14 protein-coding genes and 1 pseudogene are annotated in these 16,674 nt (G+C 49.3%); 7 read left to right on the top strand and 8 right to left on the bottom strand.

Annotation, left to right across the window (positions count from 1 at the left end):
- Positions 1-41 precede the first annotated feature (41 nt).
- The 5 genes from MNQ98_RS27905 to MNQ98_RS27885 all read left to right on the top strand — a co-directional run bounded on the left by MNQ98_RS27905 (position 42) and on the right by MNQ98_RS27885 (position 6,640).
- On the top strand, positions 42-1,082 hold the full coding sequence (locus MNQ98_RS27905) for an oxidoreductase (protein WP_241931086.1): 1,041 nt from the start codon (positions 42-44) through the stop codon (positions 1,080-1,082).
- Between the two features lie 109 nt (positions 1,083-1,191).
- The gene (gene pdaA / locus MNQ98_RS27900; RefSeq protein ID WP_241931085.1) at positions 1,192-1,986 is read left to right on the top strand and encodes a delta-lactam-biosynthetic de-N-acetylase; all 795 of its coding nucleotides are present in this window, start codon (positions 1,192-1,194) and stop codon (positions 1,984-1,986) included.
- Positions 1,987-2,125: 139 nt separating this feature from the next.
- Positions 2,126-4,414 (top strand): ATP-dependent DNA helicase, encoded by a 2,289-nt coding sequence (locus MNQ98_RS27895; protein WP_241931084.1) that lies wholly within the window; start codon positions 2,126-2,128, stop codon positions 4,412-4,414.
- Between the two features lie 494 nt (positions 4,415-4,908).
- The gene (rsgA, locus tag MNQ98_RS27890) at positions 4,909-5,967 is read left to right on the top strand and encodes a ribosome small subunit-dependent GTPase A (protein WP_481856798.1); all 1,059 of its coding nucleotides are present in this window, start codon (positions 4,909-4,911) and stop codon (positions 5,965-5,967) included.
- A gap of 100 nt (positions 5,968-6,067) precedes the next feature.
- Positions 6,068-6,640, top strand: a complete 573-nt coding sequence (locus MNQ98_RS27885) for a MarR family winged helix-turn-helix transcriptional regulator (RefSeq protein WP_241931083.1) — start codon at positions 6,068-6,070, stop codon at positions 6,638-6,640.
- A gap of 214 nt (positions 6,641-6,854) precedes the next feature.
- On the opposite strand, the gene ccmA is transcribed toward MNQ98_RS27885, so the two are convergent.
- From ccmA to MNQ98_RS27855, 6 genes are all read right to left on the bottom strand, one after another.
- Positions 6,855-7,577 (bottom strand): heme ABC exporter ATP-binding protein CcmA, encoded by a 723-nt coding sequence (gene ccmA / locus MNQ98_RS27880; RefSeq protein ID WP_241931082.1) that lies wholly within the window; start codon positions 7,575-7,577, stop codon positions 6,855-6,857.
- The gene (locus MNQ98_RS27875) at positions 7,570-8,391 is read right to left on the bottom strand and encodes an ABC transporter permease (RefSeq protein WP_241931081.1); all 822 of its coding nucleotides are present in this window, start codon (positions 8,389-8,391) and stop codon (positions 7,570-7,572) included. Before MNQ98_RS27875 ends, ccmA begins: the two co-directional genes overlap by 8 nt.
- A gap of 18 nt (positions 8,392-8,409) precedes the next feature.
- Positions 8,410-8,991 (bottom strand): nitrous oxide reductase accessory protein NosL, encoded by a 582-nt coding sequence (locus tag MNQ98_RS27870; protein WP_241931080.1) that lies wholly within the window; start codon positions 8,989-8,991, stop codon positions 8,410-8,412.
- Positions 8,988-10,331 (bottom strand): right-handed parallel beta-helix repeat-containing protein, encoded by a 1,344-nt coding sequence (locus tag MNQ98_RS27865; RefSeq protein ID WP_241931079.1) that lies wholly within the window; start codon positions 10,329-10,331, stop codon positions 8,988-8,990. The genes MNQ98_RS27870 and MNQ98_RS27865 overlap by 4 nt, the downstream gene beginning before the upstream one ends.
- Before the next feature lie 78 nt (positions 10,332-10,409).
- Complete coding sequence (locus MNQ98_RS27860; protein WP_241931078.1) at positions 10,410-11,051, bottom strand: response regulator; 642 nt, start codon at positions 11,049-11,051, stop codon at positions 10,410-10,412.
- The gene (locus tag MNQ98_RS27855; protein ID WP_241931077.1) at positions 11,020-11,883 is read right to left on the bottom strand and encodes a sensor histidine kinase; all 864 of its coding nucleotides are present in this window, start codon (positions 11,881-11,883) and stop codon (positions 11,020-11,022) included. Before MNQ98_RS27855 ends, MNQ98_RS27860 begins: the two co-directional genes overlap by 32 nt.
- 192 nt (positions 11,884-12,075) lie before the next feature.
- On the opposite strand from MNQ98_RS27855, the gene MNQ98_RS27850 reads away from it, so the two are divergent.
- Positions 12,076-13,374 carry an NCS2 family permease gene (locus MNQ98_RS27850; RefSeq protein ID WP_241931076.1) on the top strand — a complete coding sequence of 433 codons (1,299 nt, stop codon included), beginning with the start codon at positions 12,076-12,078 and terminating at the stop codon, positions 13,372-13,374.
- Positions 13,375-13,478: 104 nt separating this feature from the next.
- Here MNQ98_RS27850 and MNQ98_RS27845 read toward each other — a convergent pair whose 3' ends face one another.
- On the bottom strand, positions 13,479-15,038 hold the full coding sequence (locus MNQ98_RS27845) for an FAD-dependent oxidoreductase (protein ID WP_241931075.1): 1,560 nt from the start codon (positions 15,036-15,038) through the stop codon (positions 13,479-13,481).
- Positions 15,039-15,308: 270 nt separating this feature from the next.
- Between MNQ98_RS27845 and MNQ98_RS27840 the strand changes: the two genes are divergently transcribed.
- Entirely contained in the window at positions 15,309-16,250 is a 942-nt protein-coding gene (locus tag MNQ98_RS27840; RefSeq protein ID WP_241931074.1) for an aldo/keto reductase family protein, read from the top strand.
- Between the two features lie 57 nt (positions 16,251-16,307).
- On the opposite strand, the pseudogene MNQ98_RS29975 reads toward MNQ98_RS27840, so the two are convergent.
- A pseudogene (locus tag MNQ98_RS29975) lies at positions 16,308-16,510 on the bottom strand (transposase); the annotation flags it as partial.
- Positions 16,511-16,674: the final 164 nt, after the last annotated feature.

The raw sequence follows: 16,674 nt of genomic DNA, 5'->3' as shown, positions 1-16,674 counted from the left end.
AGTAAAGTATATTACATAAATAAGAAAGTGGTGGTCGAAAGATGACGATACAAGTGGGTATTATTGGTTATGGATTATCCGGCTCTACTTTTCATGCGCCTCTTCTTACGAGCATACCGGATTATCGAATCCGGGCAGTCGTATCTTCTAATCCAGATAAAGTAAGAAAGGATCTTCCCAGTACCAAGGTAGTTAGTCATGTGGATGAGCTGCTGCAGGATGAAGAAATTGCGGTTGTGGTGGTGGCCAGCCCGAATGCGACCCATTTTGAATACGCTCAAAAGGCAATCGAAGCCGGAAAGCATGTGGTTGTGGAGAAACCGTTCACAGTCACTTCAGAGGAAGCGGACACCCTGATCCGTCTTGCACGGGAAAAAGGAGTTTTGCTGACGGTGTACCATAATCGCCGCTGGGATAATGATTTTCTCACGGTGCGCAACTTGCTGGAAACCGGAGCCTTGGGCAATCTTTCAGTGTATCAAGTGCATCACAACAGATACCGTCCGCTGGTTCAGCAGCGGTGGAAAGAACAGCAAGGGCCTGGAGCAGGAGAGTTGTACAATTTGGGCTCTCATCTGATCGACCAAGCTTTATTCCTGTTCGGTAAGCCGAAGACCGTATGGGCTGATATACGTGCTGAACGCGAGGGGTCGGAAGTCACGGACTATTTTCATCTTGTATTCGGATATGAGAAGTACCGTGTCATTTTGCATTCCGGCTCTCTCGTTCGACAGGCAGGACCGCGGTTTGAGCTGCACGGGGATAAAGGCAGTTTCTTGAAGTATGGACAGGATCCGCAGGAATCACAGCTGAAGCAGGGAATGCACCCTGGCGATAGCGGGTGGGGAGAAGACCAGCCGGATCAGTACGGTGAGCTGGCAACGGAACTTAGCGGGTTGGCTGTTCAGGGTGAAATCGAGACCTTGCCGGGAAGGTATCAGGCATTCTATCAGGGACTCGCTGAAGCGATTTTAGAAGGATCTGAGGTGCCAGTGAAGCCCGAGGATGCACGTGACACGATCTCCATGATCGAGTATGCCATAGAGAGCCATCGTAAGGGCTCCATAGTCACTGTATCCTGATCGGGCACATAAGTTTCCCCTGTTCGTGGGATAGTATGCAGTAATAGCCCTGTCATGACAAGTGACGGTGGGCGACTGACTATACCATGGAGAAGGAGAGTACAAAAGCATGAATAAACGTTGCGTTTTTCGAGTGACGTCTATAATTACGCTATGTTTTGCACTACTGTTGACGTTTTCGCTCTCGGCTTTCGCATCGGGCAGCGGGCCTTTCCATTTCGGCTTTAAGCGAAGTGTGAACGGTAAGCTTCCGTCTATTGATCAGGAGGGCTTTAAAGAGCTTCTTAAGAAGCATGGCGCTGTCTTTATGGGAGATTCCAGCAAGAAAGAATTGTACATGACGTTTGATAACGGGTATGAAAATGGATTTACCGCGGGAATTCTGGATACGCTGAAAGCCAAAAAGGTACCCGCAACCTTTTTTGTAACGGGCCATTATGTTAAGACGCAGACAGAACTTCTGAAACGGATGACAGCGGAGGGGCATATTATCGGTAACCATTCCTGGAGCCATCCAGACGTGTCCACGATTTCAGCGGAAAAGCTGACGGAGGAGCTCGATCGGGTGAAGTCCGAGGTTACTAAGGTAACTGGGCAAAAAGAGATGAAATACCTTCGGACACCGCGCGGAGTTTTTAACGAGCGCTCTCTGGCCGTGAGCAAGGAGCTGGGTTATACGAATGTCTTCTGGTCGCTTGCTTACAAAGACTGGGACGTAAACGCCCAGCGCGGTTCCCAGTATGCTTATGAGAAAGTGACAGCGCAGCTCCACCCTGGTGCCGTCATGCTGCTCCATTCCATCTCCCGCGACAATGCGGAGGCGCTTGGCCGTATTATTGATGAAGCCCGGAAACAGGGCTACGAGTTTAAAAGCCTGGACGATATGGAGATAAAAGCGCCGTAACAGCATATATTTAGAGCGAGCACATTTCATGGCATATTATCAGTCATGAAATGTGCTCGTTTTATTTGCATTTTGCACCTCAGGAACGGATGTTTGGTATAATACGGACCAGAAGATTGTGTTCAAAAGGAGACCGCATATGCCTCATACCATTCAAATATCCGTAAGGCCGCTGGTAGAGTATGTCTTTCGCAGCGGAAGCATTACCTCCGGTTTTCGGACGGCGACAACGCTGACCGAGGGAACGAGAGCACATCAGCAGATCCAGCGAGAATACGGAGAACAGGATCAGAAAGAGGTCCATCTGGAAGCCGAAATTCCTTACGAGGATCTAATATTTGCTGTAGAAGGACGCTGTGACGGTCTCATTGTGGGAGAGGGACCGGTCATGATTGACGAGATCAAGTCCACCTCCGGTAACCTTGACGACATCGGAGAGGATTCTTATCCGGTTCACTGGGCTCAGGCAAAAATGTATGCTTACATGTATGCCAAGCAGCACGGTGACGAGGAAATGGCCGTTCAGCTGACGTATTTTCAAATTCCAGCCGGGAATATAAAAAGGTTCCAGCGTACTTTCGGCTTTGAAGAGCTGGAACGTTTTGCATTGGAGGTAGCGGAGGCTTATGCACCTTACGCTACCCTTCTGCGTGAGCATGCCGAGCGAAGGAACGCGAGTATACGTGATCTCGCGTTTTCATTTCCCGCTTACCGGACAGGCCAGCGCAAGCTGATGGGCGCCGTATACAAGAGCATCGGCGAAGCACGGCGTTTGTTCGCCAAGGCTCCAACCGGCATCGGTAAGACGATTTCCACTCTATTCCCTTCAATTAAGGCAATGGGGGAAGGAACCGTACAGCGGATCTTTTATCTCACCGCCAAAACGATTACCCGGACGGCAGCAGAGGAAGCCGTAGCGCTCATGCAGTCCGGGGGACTGCATATGCACACTGTGACACTAACGGCGAAAGACAAAATTTGCTTTGGCGCGGAGGAAGGATGCGGACAAGAATCCTGTGTTTTTTCCGAGGGATATTACGACCGCATCAATGGGGCAATACTGGACCTTTTGCAGCACGAAACATCGATTACGCGCCCGGTCATTGAGGCTTACGCACGTAAGCACCGGGTCTGCCCATTCGAATTCTCGCTGGATGCCGCTTATGCAGCTGACGCCGTTATCTGTGACTATAATTACGTGTTTGACCCGCGTGTTTCGTTCAAACGGATGCCAGAAGAGGTTAAGAAGCGGAGCGTACTTCTGGTGGATGAAGCTCACAATTTGGTGGACCGGGCGCGTGGGATGTTCTCGGCAGAACTCAGAAAATCCATGTTTCTGGACATTCAGCGAACCTTTAAGGAGATTAATCCGGGACTCTATCAAGCAGCGAAGACGGTAAACAACCGCTTTATTGTGTTCCGCAAGGTCAGCAACGAAGAAGAACGTATTGTGGGATCGCATCAGCCAGAGATGATGGATGAGCTGTTGGAGGACTTTGTTCTGCATGCCGAAGCCGAGCTGATGACCGGAAAAGGCGGGGAAGAGGTGGAGCAGCTGCTGGAGTGTTATTTTGCCGCTCAGGCTTATTTACGAATCTCCAAGCTATATGACGATCGGTTTGTAACTTATGCGGAAATGGACGGCAATGAGGTGTTCTTGAAGCTGTTCTGCCTGGACCCCTCATTTTTGCTCCAACAGGCCGGGAAGAACTACCGCAGCACGGTGCTGTTCTCAGCGACCTTAACCCCGCTAATGTATTACAGGGACATGCTCGGAGCGGAGGAAGAGGACTATAGTCTCTCCATTCCGTCACCGTTCTCCCATGAACAGCTAGATGTCCGGTTGATGCCTACTTCTACCCGCTACAAAGATAGGGATCGCAACAAGGACGCTATTGTCAATATGTTGGATAAGTTGGTGAAAGAAAAACCGGTCAATACGCTGGTATTTCTGCCTTCGTATCCGTATATGCAGGCTGTGTATGATGGCTTTACGGTGTTAAACCCAGGGGCGCGGACGCTGATCCAGGGTCACGCGATGCGGGAGGATGAGCGGGAATCTTTCCTGGACTCCTTTCAAGCGGACGCCAAAGTGCCGTTGATCGGGTTCGCTGTGATGGGCGGTATTTTCTCAGAGGGGATTGACCTGAAGGGGGATCGGCTGGCTAGCGTCGTTGTTGTTGGCGTCGGGCTGCCACAGCTGTCCTTCGAGAATGACATTATCAAGGAGTATTTCGACCGTAATGAGAAAAACGGCTACGACTATGCTTATGTGTATCCCGGCATGAACAAGGTGTTGCAGGCCGGGGGTAGGCTGATCCGCTCCGAAGAGGACCGGGGGACACTCGTATTGGTTGACGACCGTTTTCAGAATCGTCAGTACCATGCTCTTCTGCCGGAGGAGTGGCGGTATTACCGTAGGATATAACATCTGTTTTGAAGTGGTAAATGTTGACACATGGGGATGCCGGATCTATAATACGGATATACTTTTGAAAAAAGGAGGCTGATGTTAATGAAAAACTCGATGAAGCGTATGTACACGTTAGCGTTGGTCTCTACGGACGGGGAAAGATAGTCGTTTAATTCGTGCCCTTGCGACGATGAAGGCAGGCATGAATTCTGATGACGGACCGCAGGAGACCTTACACGGTTTCTTGCGGTTTTTTTCATTTCTAAGGTCGTCCTCTTTATCATGTGTGTGAATGATGAAGGGGACAGCTGCCTTGTGGAAAGCAAACCGCAGACAACATTCTGCGGTTTTTTTTGTTTCTCGAAGAAACGCCGCAGCCCTTAAAAAAGGACACTGAGGGCGTTTCTTCTTGCGTTTAACTATACCAATTGGATAAAGGGGTTATCGGCTTGAATCGTGAAAAAGTAGAATTAACGAAGTATGGATGGAATCAACATTGGCAATCACTTATGGACAGTATGCAGGACCCTAATAAGCCGCTTGTTCCCGGCCGGGTTACAGCTCAATATTCTAAACAGTACCGAATCATAACGGAAACAGGGGAGAAAACTGCCGCAGTTACAGGGAAATATGAATACGAAGCATTAAGCCGCAGTGATTTTCCTGCCGTTGGGGACTGGATACTCGTAGAGCCTCTGCAGGGAGAGTCGAGAGCGGTCATTCACAGGCTTCTTCCTCGGGCAACGGCCATGACTCGTAAAGAAGCCGGGAGTGTGCCGGATGAACAGGTTATTGCGGCTAACACGGACACCGTATTTATCGTAGTAGCGCTGAATCAGGATTTTAACGTTCGAAAAATTGAGCGGTACCTGATCGCGGTATGGGAAAGCGGATCACAGCCTGTGGTGCTGCTAACAAAGGCAGACCTGTGCGATGATCCCGATGAATATGTATCACAGGTTGTATCTTCAGCGCCAGGCGTACCTGTTCACGCGGTAAGCTCCGTGCTGGATCAGGGGAAAGAGGATATCTCACCATACCTTATACCTGGACATACGGTTGCGATTAGCGGCTCCTCCGGCGCAGGTAAATCCACACTGCTCAATTGGCTTTCCGGCGAGGAGATCCAGCGTGTCCAAGGTATTCGGGAAGAGGATGCCAGAGGCAGGCATACTACGACGCATCGGGAGCTTTTCCTTCTGCCGGGGGGAGCCATTATGGTGGACACGCCGGGGATGCGGGAGCTTCAGCTGTGGGACTCGGCAGGTGGCTGGGGGGAGACGTTCTCGGACATTGAAGAGTTGGCTGGACAGTGCCGTTTCCATGACTGTCGCCATGAATCGGAAGCCGGCTGTGCCGTCCAGCAAGCGCTGGATGATGGAACGCTGGACCTGGGGCGCTTTGTCAATTATAAGAAAACGGAAAAAGAGCTCGCATACCTTGCTAAGAAGGAGAACAGCGCTTCGAAGCGACAGAAAGAACATGGGCGGCCCCATTCATCTAAATCCCGGCGGGATAGAAGAGCAGGCGGATACTCTTTCTCGAATGACGGTTATGATTACGATTGATCGTTAAGGTATCGCTTTGACTTTAACCATTTTCAGTTGTATATTTGGGTCGCTTAATTAATAGGCATACTGTCCATTTATGTCGAAAGAGAGGTGCGTCATGTCAGAGACAGACAAACGGCAAGCTTGCGGCTTCGCGGGCGAAGGGGATTCCAACCAAGAGGAGGAAGCTTTCGGCAGCGACGCAGCAGGAAGGCTTATGCGTAGCTTCAGTCTGTTCCGTAAGAAGAATTGGGACCATATATCGATTTCTGGATATACATCCGGTGAGATCAAGGTTCTGATGACGCTGAAATACAAGGAAAAGTCTGATGCGGAGCAAGGTTTTGAGGAACGATCTGAGGGTGGTCAGGGCCTCAAAGTGTCCGAGATCAGCAATTACATGCGGGTGACTTCACCGACGATCACCCAATTTATTAACGGATTAGAAGGAAAGGGTCTCGTAGAGCGTGTCATGGATGAGAAGGACAGACGCGCGGTCCGTGTTAAACTGACAGATGAAGGAGAGGAAATTGTCCGTCAGGCGCATGAGGCGTTCAAGGTGAATTTCAGAGGCCTGGTCGCACATTTGGGAGAAGAGGATAGCGATGAGCTAGCCCGGCTGTTAACGAAGGTATACCAATATATGAGTGAGACTGAAATCAAGTTGAACTCGTCAGAGACGAAGAAATAGAGGAGCAGGCGGAATGATATGTTCCATTGCCCCGCCAGATATCTGGCGTCTAAATCGGCTATATTCAGATTTGTACAATCAGCGGGTACACAGGAAGCGGGCTAACCTAACACGAAAAAAACCACCGTACGGTGGTTTTTTGTCTCACCATTTTGCAAAATTCGATTCCAGTGTTTCATGGATCATATATTGATGAAGAAGAAGTTCATTTGGGTCAATATACTGCGACCAGATCGGAGAAAGCTCCATATAAGCCGCCGGTATTCCGGTACTGCTGCTTCAGCTGGTCTGCACTTCCAGAATACCGGACCTGGCCGGCATCTAGAAAGATGACCTGATCAGCCGTCTGTTCTGCAACATTTAACTGATGAGTGGAGAACACGATGGTCTGTCCTTCCTTCGCGTTTTGTCGCACAAGAGTAGAGAAGGAATCCATCCAGTAAGGGTCCAGTCCGTTGGTGGGCTCATCCAGAATGAGCAAAGGGGGCCTGGCCAGCATGGCCTGGGCAAACAGCAGCCGTTGACGCATTCCTTTGGAGTAGGCCGATACTTTCTTATGCCGGAACTCCTTGAGTCCGGTCATCTGAAGCAACTCCGTGACCCTCTCTTTGGGTGCGTTTCTTAAGGAGGCGTAGAACTGCAGTGTCTCCTGAGCGGTTAGGGCATCCCCAAACTGAAAATCATCCGGCATATAGCCGATGCTGTCCGCATAGGTTTTCCGGTCTTTAGCCCACTGCAACCCGTTTACCCGGATGGTTCCTGCAGTGGGCTTGACTATGCCGGTTATCATTCGAAGAATGGTACTTTTCCCGGCACCGTTGCCGCCGCATAGGGCGAGCACATCGCCGGGCTCCAGAGAGAAGCTGACAGGCTGGACAATGGTCTGTGTCTTGATTATTTTGGTCACCTCTTCGAGCTGAAGCACCTTGTCAGACATGTCTTCTCCCCCTCTCAAGCATAAATACAGCGGCCGAGAACATAACGGCTATCCACACAATACACACGAACAAAAAAGTGACGGTTCCCTCAGGCTGATACATCCAATTAACCCATTTATAATATTCCGGCCCAAGAACTGAACCGCCGCCCAGCTTAATGACTAGAAAGAGCCGGGAAATCTCTGCTGGGTTTAAGAACTCAAGCAGAAGGAGCAGCGGTTTGATCAGCGTGTACGGAACCAGGCCAAGCACGGCAATGAGCAGGGTAGGCCAGCCCAGGACGAAGAAGAACCAGATGGCTACACTGTAGGTTAACGCTTGCCAGCGGTTTTTGCATAGGGTCCCGATAAACATAGCCACGCCGAGAAACAGAATAACAAGCAGCACAGAGAACATGAGAAACAGCATAAACGATTTCCATGTATAGGAATGGGTAACCAACGAGCTGATGAGCCCAGATAAGCCGAATCCAATAAATACGATGATGAGCAGAACATACGTCATTCCCGTGAATTTTCCCATCAGATAGGAGGATGAACTCAGGGGATACGTCGACAGTAGCTGCCAACCGCCTTCTTCTTTCTCCGCCGTAATAGAGAAGGAACCAAGCAACAGCGTCATGAGTGGGAGCAGGTAAAGAATCAGGTTGATCATCGCACCGGTCGTTCCGGAATAATCTACGGTTCCCTGCTGGGACTGTATGGCCAGGAGTGCCAGACTGAACAGGGCGAACAGGACCATGAAGGAATAAGACCAGGGGTTGCGAAAACCAAGCTTTATTTCCCGGAGGGCGATTACCCTTATGGCGCGCATATCAGGGAATTCCTCATCTTATTTATGTTCCTTGTGTTCCTGGCTATCGTCATGTCCCTCATGCTCCTGATCCTCATGAGCTTCACCGTCATGTTTCATGTCCCCGTTGTGGCCACCATCACCATGCATTTTTTTCATCATTTCTTTGTCAGACTCCCATTTGTGCCCGTCAAGATCCTCGCTGGTCATGATCTGTCCGCTGCCTTGTTCACTAACGAACTTCTCAGCATCGGCTTTATCCGCAAAGGAAATGACCCCATAAGCCATTGGAGTCCGAATGCTCTTGTCATATACGTAAGTGGCATTTTCCAACAGGATCCATGCTTTTGTATGATGGTCTCTTACAAACTGGGCTCCGATTTGCTCGGTCCCATTTTTCTGCTTCCAAATAAACAGATCTCCTAGGTCGTCAAACTTCAATGTCTTTTTATCTTTAAGCTGGATTTGGACAGCGTACTCATTGTCCCCGACCTGCATTTGGCATACTTCGCATTTATCCACATTTTCGTCGATGTCCGCGGCCTTGTATTCTTCCTTGCCGCAGCCTGTGGAAATAGCTACGGCCAAGCATAGTGTAATCATGGTGAGCATTTTTTTCATGATTGACTTCCCCCATAACGATAAATTGAAAATAAACTTATGGCCAGCAGCAGGACAGAGAGCGCTGCGATTTTGTAGTTAGCAGTGATCCCGTCTCCGGCTGGAGCCTCCACTGGCTTCAGAAGCGGAGACATGTCTTTCAACCAGTCTTCCGTTCCGGTGTGAAACAGCTGTTCGAGAAACGGTAAGCCCGGCGAATGGAACAATAGCTGAAATGCAGGTACGGATCCGGTCACTTTTAGAAAAAAAGGATTGATCTCGTATGGGAGATCGCTGAACCCTAACCCAGTTAGGTCGAGAACCTGAGCATCGTCCCAATAATTTCCGTCCGCATTATTGTCCGAACTGTTTACAGATTGGGCCGGAACGACATTGGACAGAAATGTATTGGCGCTCAGATGGTTGTCGTTCGAGTCCAGCATTTGCAATCCGATGAAATTGCCCGTCACCTGATTATGGGTCAGCTGGTTGTCCCGGGATTGCTGGATGAACAGGCCGACACGGTTCCCCTGCACTTCATTTCCTTCGATGATGGATTGGTTCACGTCATACAGCAGAAGCCCTTGAGAGTGGACATTACTGTTCTGCTTCCTGAAATGGTTGTTCCGTATTTTTGCGTTGCTGACACTCATCACCATTGCTCCGGTCACGTTCATCAAGCCATTGTTGCTGCTCAAGAGCAGATCCTCCGTGAACATGAAATGAAAGCCGTAGCGAGAACGGGATACCTTATTTTCCTGCACGATTAATGACTTGCCTGACTCCACATAAATACCGTCCTGCATGAGGTCAATCGTATTTCCCTTAATGGTATTGTCATCGGACTCGAACAGGTCGATTCCATTTCCTCTTAGGACCGTTGCTGGATCCCGGTTGCGCATTTTCTCTCCGACGATGATATTGTCCGTCAGCACATTGTTATGCGCCGCCCGCAGGTGGATGCCGCTACCAAGTGTCTTTATCGTGAGAGATTGAAGTCTATTACCGGATGAACCGACAAGGACAGCTGGAACAGCAGCATTTTGATAAAGATTGACAATGGTCAGGCCATCTAGTGTAATATCACCGGAATTCAGGATCAGCGCAGGCTGTTCACTTTCGTTCACAATTTTGCCATTTTCCATCTTTATTGTGAGCGGTTTGTCAATTGTTGCGGGCCCACTGTAAGTGCCCGAGCCCAACTGTAGCACTTTCCCTCGCGGTGTTTTGTCGATCAGCGGCTGCAAGGCTATGGCTTCTTCCTCGGCCCTGGCGGTACCGATCAAGGGAAGGATGGCTGTGATGAGAAACAGCAGCAGAATTACACAGAATGCCGTACGTTTAAAATTTATGGCATGCATCAAGTTCCCCCTTCCGGTTCCGACTGTTCCCTATCTATCCTAAAGAAATGCGCGTTTCATGGGTATGACTCGAAAGAGTCATTTGACCCAGCCCTGATCGAAGGCATAGCGTGTCAACTGAACACGGTTATCCAGATGAAGCTTTTGCATAATGTTTTTCAGATGGTTCTTGACCGTATGCTCTGAAATGATGAGATCCTCAGATATTTCCCGGTTTGTCTTTCCTTTGGCAACCTGCTCCAATATCTCTTGCTCCCGGATCGTCAGCGGAGAATGTTCCGATGCTGCTAGCGGCTTGGTGGAGAATTCCTTAAGCAATTGGACGGCAAGCTCGCGTGACAGGGGGGCTTCATCCAGGGCGATTGCCTTCAAATACTCCAGCCAGGCTTCTGGATTTAAATTTTTGAGCAGGTACCCTTGGGCACCTTTTTTTATAGCTTCGAACAGATCGGCGATGTCATCTGAGACCGTGACGATAATGATTTTGACATAAGGGTAATTCCCTTTGATCTGCCGGGTTGCTTCCAGTCCGCTCATGCCCGGCATATTAATGTCCATAAGGATCATGTTAGGCATATATTTTTCCGTATACAGGAGAGCCTCCTCTCCATTCCAAGCTTCTGCAACGATTTCAAACGCCGAGTCCATCTCAAGAATTTCCCGTATGCCTTGTCTTGCGTGTTTATGATCATCCGCGATCAGAATTCGAATGGGCTGCATAAGTGTCACCTTCTCTTTTTTCAATGGATAAAATAGTCTGTTGACCTTCTCGGAATAATTTCATAAGCCATCCCAGCCTTTCGGCTCGTTCTTTCATAATTTTCAAGCCGAAGCGTTCGGGATATTCTATAGGTTGTCCGGTAAAACCTTTTCCGTCATCCGTAATCAGCACCTTCCATCCGCCGGGTACTAGTGCTCCTTCGATGGAAATGAGCTCTGCATCGGCATGCTTTCGTATATTTTGAAGACCTTCGCGGATGGAAGAGTATAGTTCAACCTTTTCCTTGGTCGAAAGATCCTCATCCCGAATGTTCCAATCCAGGCGTACGCGCTGGCCGCTCTCATCTTCAAACTTCTCGGCTAAATGCTGTATGGAACTCTGCCAGACAAGAGTTTCGCTCTGTGGCGGCTGACGAAGGCTGCTAATGGCTTGCCTTACGTATTCATTAATCTGCTGGGTCGTCATCCGCAGGCTGGTGTATAAGGTAGGATTTTCAGTGTTGTCGGCATTTTTAATGCGGTCGACTTTGACGGATAAAAGAAACAGAGATTGGGCGATTCCGTCATGCAGCTCCTGGGCCATTGTCTCACGTTCTTGCAAAACAGTTTTAGCGGCTTGTTCTTTCAGCAGCTGTTGTTGGAGCTCTTCCATTTTGCCGAACAGCTTGAGCAGGAGCGTAATGCTAACGAGAAAAACGAGTATCGGCGCGAGCCAGTTCCCGAGTTCCATCGAAATATAGGGGAGCAAATATTCATGGCGGACAAACTCCCATACGCCGATCGTAAGCGTTGGAATAAATAGAATGAGAATTTTGATCATTTTATAACTCATAGGTTTCACCTTCGTTTCAGAATTAGTTGTGAGCCTTCATATAATCTAATTCCAAATGGCGGCTTTTTCAATTGCCCGATGGACCTAAACGCGAGACTGATTAGTTTTATCATTTTGTGGGAAAATAAGTCGTTGTGTGATTTATCGTTTGTGCTCTACAATGGAAAAATCACAGCATGAAGGGATGTTACCATGTTCAAGTTGAAAGAACGCAATACGACGATAAAAACCGAGGTGCTGGCGGGCCTTACGGTCTTTTTGACCGTGGCTTATATCATCATCGTCAATCCGATGATCCTGAAGGACGCTGGAGTACCTTTTGATCAAAGTTTTACAGCAACGATTGCTGCAGCTGTCATCGGCACCCTGTTCATGGCACTGTTTGCGAACTATCCGATCGTGATTGCGCCAGCCATGGGGCTGAACGCTTACTTTACGTATTCCGTTATCGGAGGACATGATATCCCTTATATGGTAGGTTTCTCGGCCGTATTTATTTCGGGGATTATTTTTCTACTAATCTCTTTAACTTCGCTTCGTACGAAGCTGATTCAAGCGATTCCTGAAAACTTGAAGCATGCGATTGCAGCGGGGATCGGGCTGTTTATTGCTTTTATCGGTATGCGGTTGTCCGGTATTATTGCAGACCATGAGACCAATCTGGTCACACTCGGCGATTTTACGGAGCCTGGCGTGGCTTTGACATTGGTCGGAATCGCCGTAACAATCGCGCTTCTTGCCCTGAATTTTAAAGGTGCGTTGTTTATCGGAATGATCATTACCGGAATTATCGCCTGGCTGACCGGTCAGCTGCATTTTGATCAGGGCTTTATTTCCATGCCGAAACTGCCCGAGGGCATTCTCGTGTACAACCCGATCACTTCGATCGGCGATGTTGTTGAGTACGGGCTGTACAGTGTAGTGTTCTCGTTTCTGCTCGTCATGCTGTTTGATACGACAGGCGCCATGCTCGCTATTCTGAAGCAGGCTGGCCTGCTGAAAGACGGCAAGCTGGACCGTGCCGGAAGCGCCTTTGCAGCGGACTCTGTCGGCACCATTGTCGGCTCTATGTTCGGGACAAGCCCGACTGCAGCTACGGTGGAATCCGCGGCAGGCGTCGGAGCAGGTGGAAAGACAGGCCTTACGGGCATCACCGTAGTGGTTCTATTTATCGCAGCGGCTTTTTTCAGCCCGTTGATCGGCTCGTTGTCCGGAGTGGCTGCTATTACGGCACCAAGCTTGATTATCGTCGGTTGTATGATGATCCGCAGCGTTTCGGATATTGAGTGGAACGATTTTGAAGAGGCGTTTCCTGCCTTTCTGGTCATTATCAGCATGCCGCTGACATCCAGTATCGCTAATGGTATCGCTCTCGGTTTTATCTCTTATCCGGTTATGAAAATCGCCAAACGGAAGTTTCGTGATGTGCATCCGTTCGTGTATGTATTCGCGGTTCTGTTCCTGATTCAGCTTATTTTTTTCGCACATTAGAGAGACTTAGAAAGACAGTTAGGCTATATGAATATGGTTAAATTAGAAAAAAGGCAGGCTCATGCGGACGGAAGTGTCCTCTTGAGCTTGCCTTTTTGGTTTGATTATTCGTAGGGATCTAGCTTTTTGAGCGGGTCAATCGCCGGACCCTCCAGCACTTCACCGTCATAGCTGTACCGGGAGCCGTGGCATGGACAGTCCCATGACCGCTCGCCTTCATTCCATTCGGTTTCACAGCCCAAGTGCGTACAAGTTGTATCAACCAGATACAGATTCCCCTGCTCGTCCTTATAGGCTCCGGCTCGCTGGCCGTTATGACGGACGACAGCGCCTTCACCTACCTGAAGCTCTTCAATCTTGCTGTTGGTCATATCTACTTTGCCGGAAATAAACTCTTTGGCGACTCCGGCGTTTTGTACAATAAATGTTTTTAGCGCCGGGTCGGCATTGAATCGGGAAGGTGTATACAGTTCCGTGTAAGGATTGTCCTTGCCTAGAATCTGATCCGTAATGATCTTTGCGGCGGCCGCACTGTTCGTCATGCCCCATTTCCGGTAGCCGGTAGCCACCAGAATCCGGTCCTGCTTCGAGGTGATGGGTCCGATGTAAGGCAGCTTGTCCAAGGTAATCAGATCCTGTGTCGACCAGCGGAACGGGATATGGCGGGCACCGAGGAGTTCTCCGGCAAACTTCTCCAAATTTTCGTAATGGCTGTGTGTGCATTCACTTTTGCCGGTTGGATGATTCTCGCCTCCGACGATCACCAACTCCTCACCGTTATGGGAGACAGATCTCAAGGAACGGGTTGGATTGTCGACACTCAGGTACATACCACCCGGGTAAGCCGTTTCCGGTTTCACAGCAAGGGCATAGGAACGCTCTACATGCAGTCTTGTAAAATAAAACCCCTTCCCCATCCCATCATAGAAAGGAAAGTGTGATGCGGACACGGCAAACTGGCATGTAATGCTGTGATTCCCCCGCTGGGTTTTGATCGTAATCGGCCCTTCGGTTTCCGCTTCGTCCCCGATAGCGGTGTTCTCGTAGATCACTCCGCCCATCTTGAGGAATTCCTCAACCATTCGCTTCAAATAGGCAAGCGGATGGAACCGGTGCTGTCCAGGCATCTTAATCGCTCCGCGTACCGGCATAGGTAGCGGTATGGATTCCAGCCATTCTCCGGGAATGCCCAGCTTCTCATATGCCTTGAACTCATCCTCCAGCTGTGAGCGCGTTTTCTTCTCATCCAAAGTGTAAATATAGGCATCTTCCTGCTCCCAGCCGCAGTCAAGGCCCCATTCACCGATCTGATTCCCGATAAAATTCATCGCTTCAATATTGGCATCATAATAGAGCCGTGCTTTTTCCTCGCCAAAATGCTGTATCAACTCATGATAGATCATACCGTGTTGCGCAGTTACTTTGGCAGTTGTAAATCCGGTGGTTCCGTCCAAAATCCGTCCGGCATCGAGCAAAACTACCTTTTTTCCTGCCTTTGCTAACAAATAAGCGGTAGTAATGCCGGTGATACCGGCACCCACGACAGCTACATCGGTCTCAATATCCTCCGCCAGCCGTGGAAAAGAAGGAAGTTCCGTTGTTGCTCTCCAAAGGGATTTCGGGTATTGCGGAAGTCCTTGTTCCATCCGAACCTGTTCATTCATTCTATTAAAGCCCCCTCTATGCAAAATGTATGCCCAGATCTCATATACCTGTCATCCATTATTACCACGGTCGGGGAAAAAGAAACGAGTCGAGCTTATCTACTTCAAAAGCACAATGGAAAGAGATGTATCCCCGTATCCAGTTCCTTGTTGATGTCCATACAAAAATCAGATCCTCCGGGTACAACCGCTGACGTTAAGCACTATCAATTGTGGAAGATTATGTTAAAATAAGAGTGGGTATCTATTTTGCACAAGGAGGTTCCGAATATGGAATTCAGAAGATTAGGCAGCAGCGGATTAAAGGTAAGTGACATCAGTCTGGGAAGCTGGCTGACGTACGGCGGCTACGTTGAACGGGAGAATGCTGTGAAATCAATCCAGACAGCCTATGGCATGGGTGTAAACTTCTTCGATACGGCTAATGTCTATGAACAAGGTGCTGCTGAAATGGTTGTCGGAGAGACGTTGAGGGGATTTCCGCGTGAATCTTACGTACTTGCTACCAAGGTGTTTGGTAAGATGGGGGATGGACCTAATGATCAGGGACTATCCCGTAAGCATATTATGGAGCAGTGCCATGCCAGTTTGAAACGCCTTGGCACGGACTATGTAGATATTTATTATTGCCACAGGTTCCACACGGAAACACCGGTTGAGGAAACACTCCGTGCACTGGATGATCTGGTTCGTCAGGGTAAGGTGTTGTATGTCGGTGTCAGCATGTGGACCGCGGCTCAGATGGAAGAAGCATTGGCGGTTGCGGACCGTTATCTGCTGGACCGGATTGTCGTAAACCAGCCGTTGTACAACATGTTTGAACGCGGTATTGAGGATGAAATTATTCCGCTTGGCGAGAAGAAGGGCATCGGTCAGGTCGTATATTCCCCACTGGCGCAAGGCGTTCTGACAGGCAAATATGCATCCCAGGAGGATGTGCCGGAGAATAGCCGCGCGTCCAAACTCGGGTCGGACCGACTTAAGATCAGCGAAGAGCGTATCAGTCAGGTACAGGCTCTTGGCCACATTGCGGACGAGCTTGGCATCAGTGTAGGACAGCTGGCGTTGGCCTGGATTTTACGTCAGGGCAATGTGTCGAGTGCCCTTGTTGGAGCAAGCCGTCCGGAGCAGGTAGAGGAGAATGTAAAAGCGTCGGGCATCAAGTTGTCGTCTGACACGTTGACGGCTATTGAAGATATTCTAAAGAAATAAAAATAGAGCTGTCCCAAAAGTAGATTTTCTACCGAGGGACAGCTCTATTTTCCATTTCTATGTAAAAAGTTTCGAGACAGGCTCTAGATGTTCTTGTACTCGACCTTTTTGGGTCATAGTGGCCCACTTGAGCAGATTGTGGGCAAGTGAAAGCAACCCTAACTCACACTCACTTTCGACAGGTCCCGAGGCAGGAAACGCCGGAATTTCCGGTTATTTTTCATTTGTCCAAACACACTTTTCGGTTCAATCATTTGTCGATGCTCCTTTAAATGGTTGCTAGACACTTCCATTTTACCGGAGGGCGATTTCTTTTTGTCTTTTTTAGTGGGATATGCACGAAGCAGCGGAGGGGACGAAGCGATTCCGGACAAGCGGAGCGATCGCCTTTGCCCCCGAATTTCCCCCTCTACCAAAACCATTC

It is taken from the genome of Paenibacillus sp. N3/727, assembly GCF_022637315.1.
Classification (GTDB): Bacteria; Bacillota; Bacilli; order Paenibacillales; family Paenibacillaceae; genus Paenibacillus_AQ; species Paenibacillus_AQ uliginis.
This window is presented reverse-complemented; position numbering and strand designations above follow the sequence as displayed.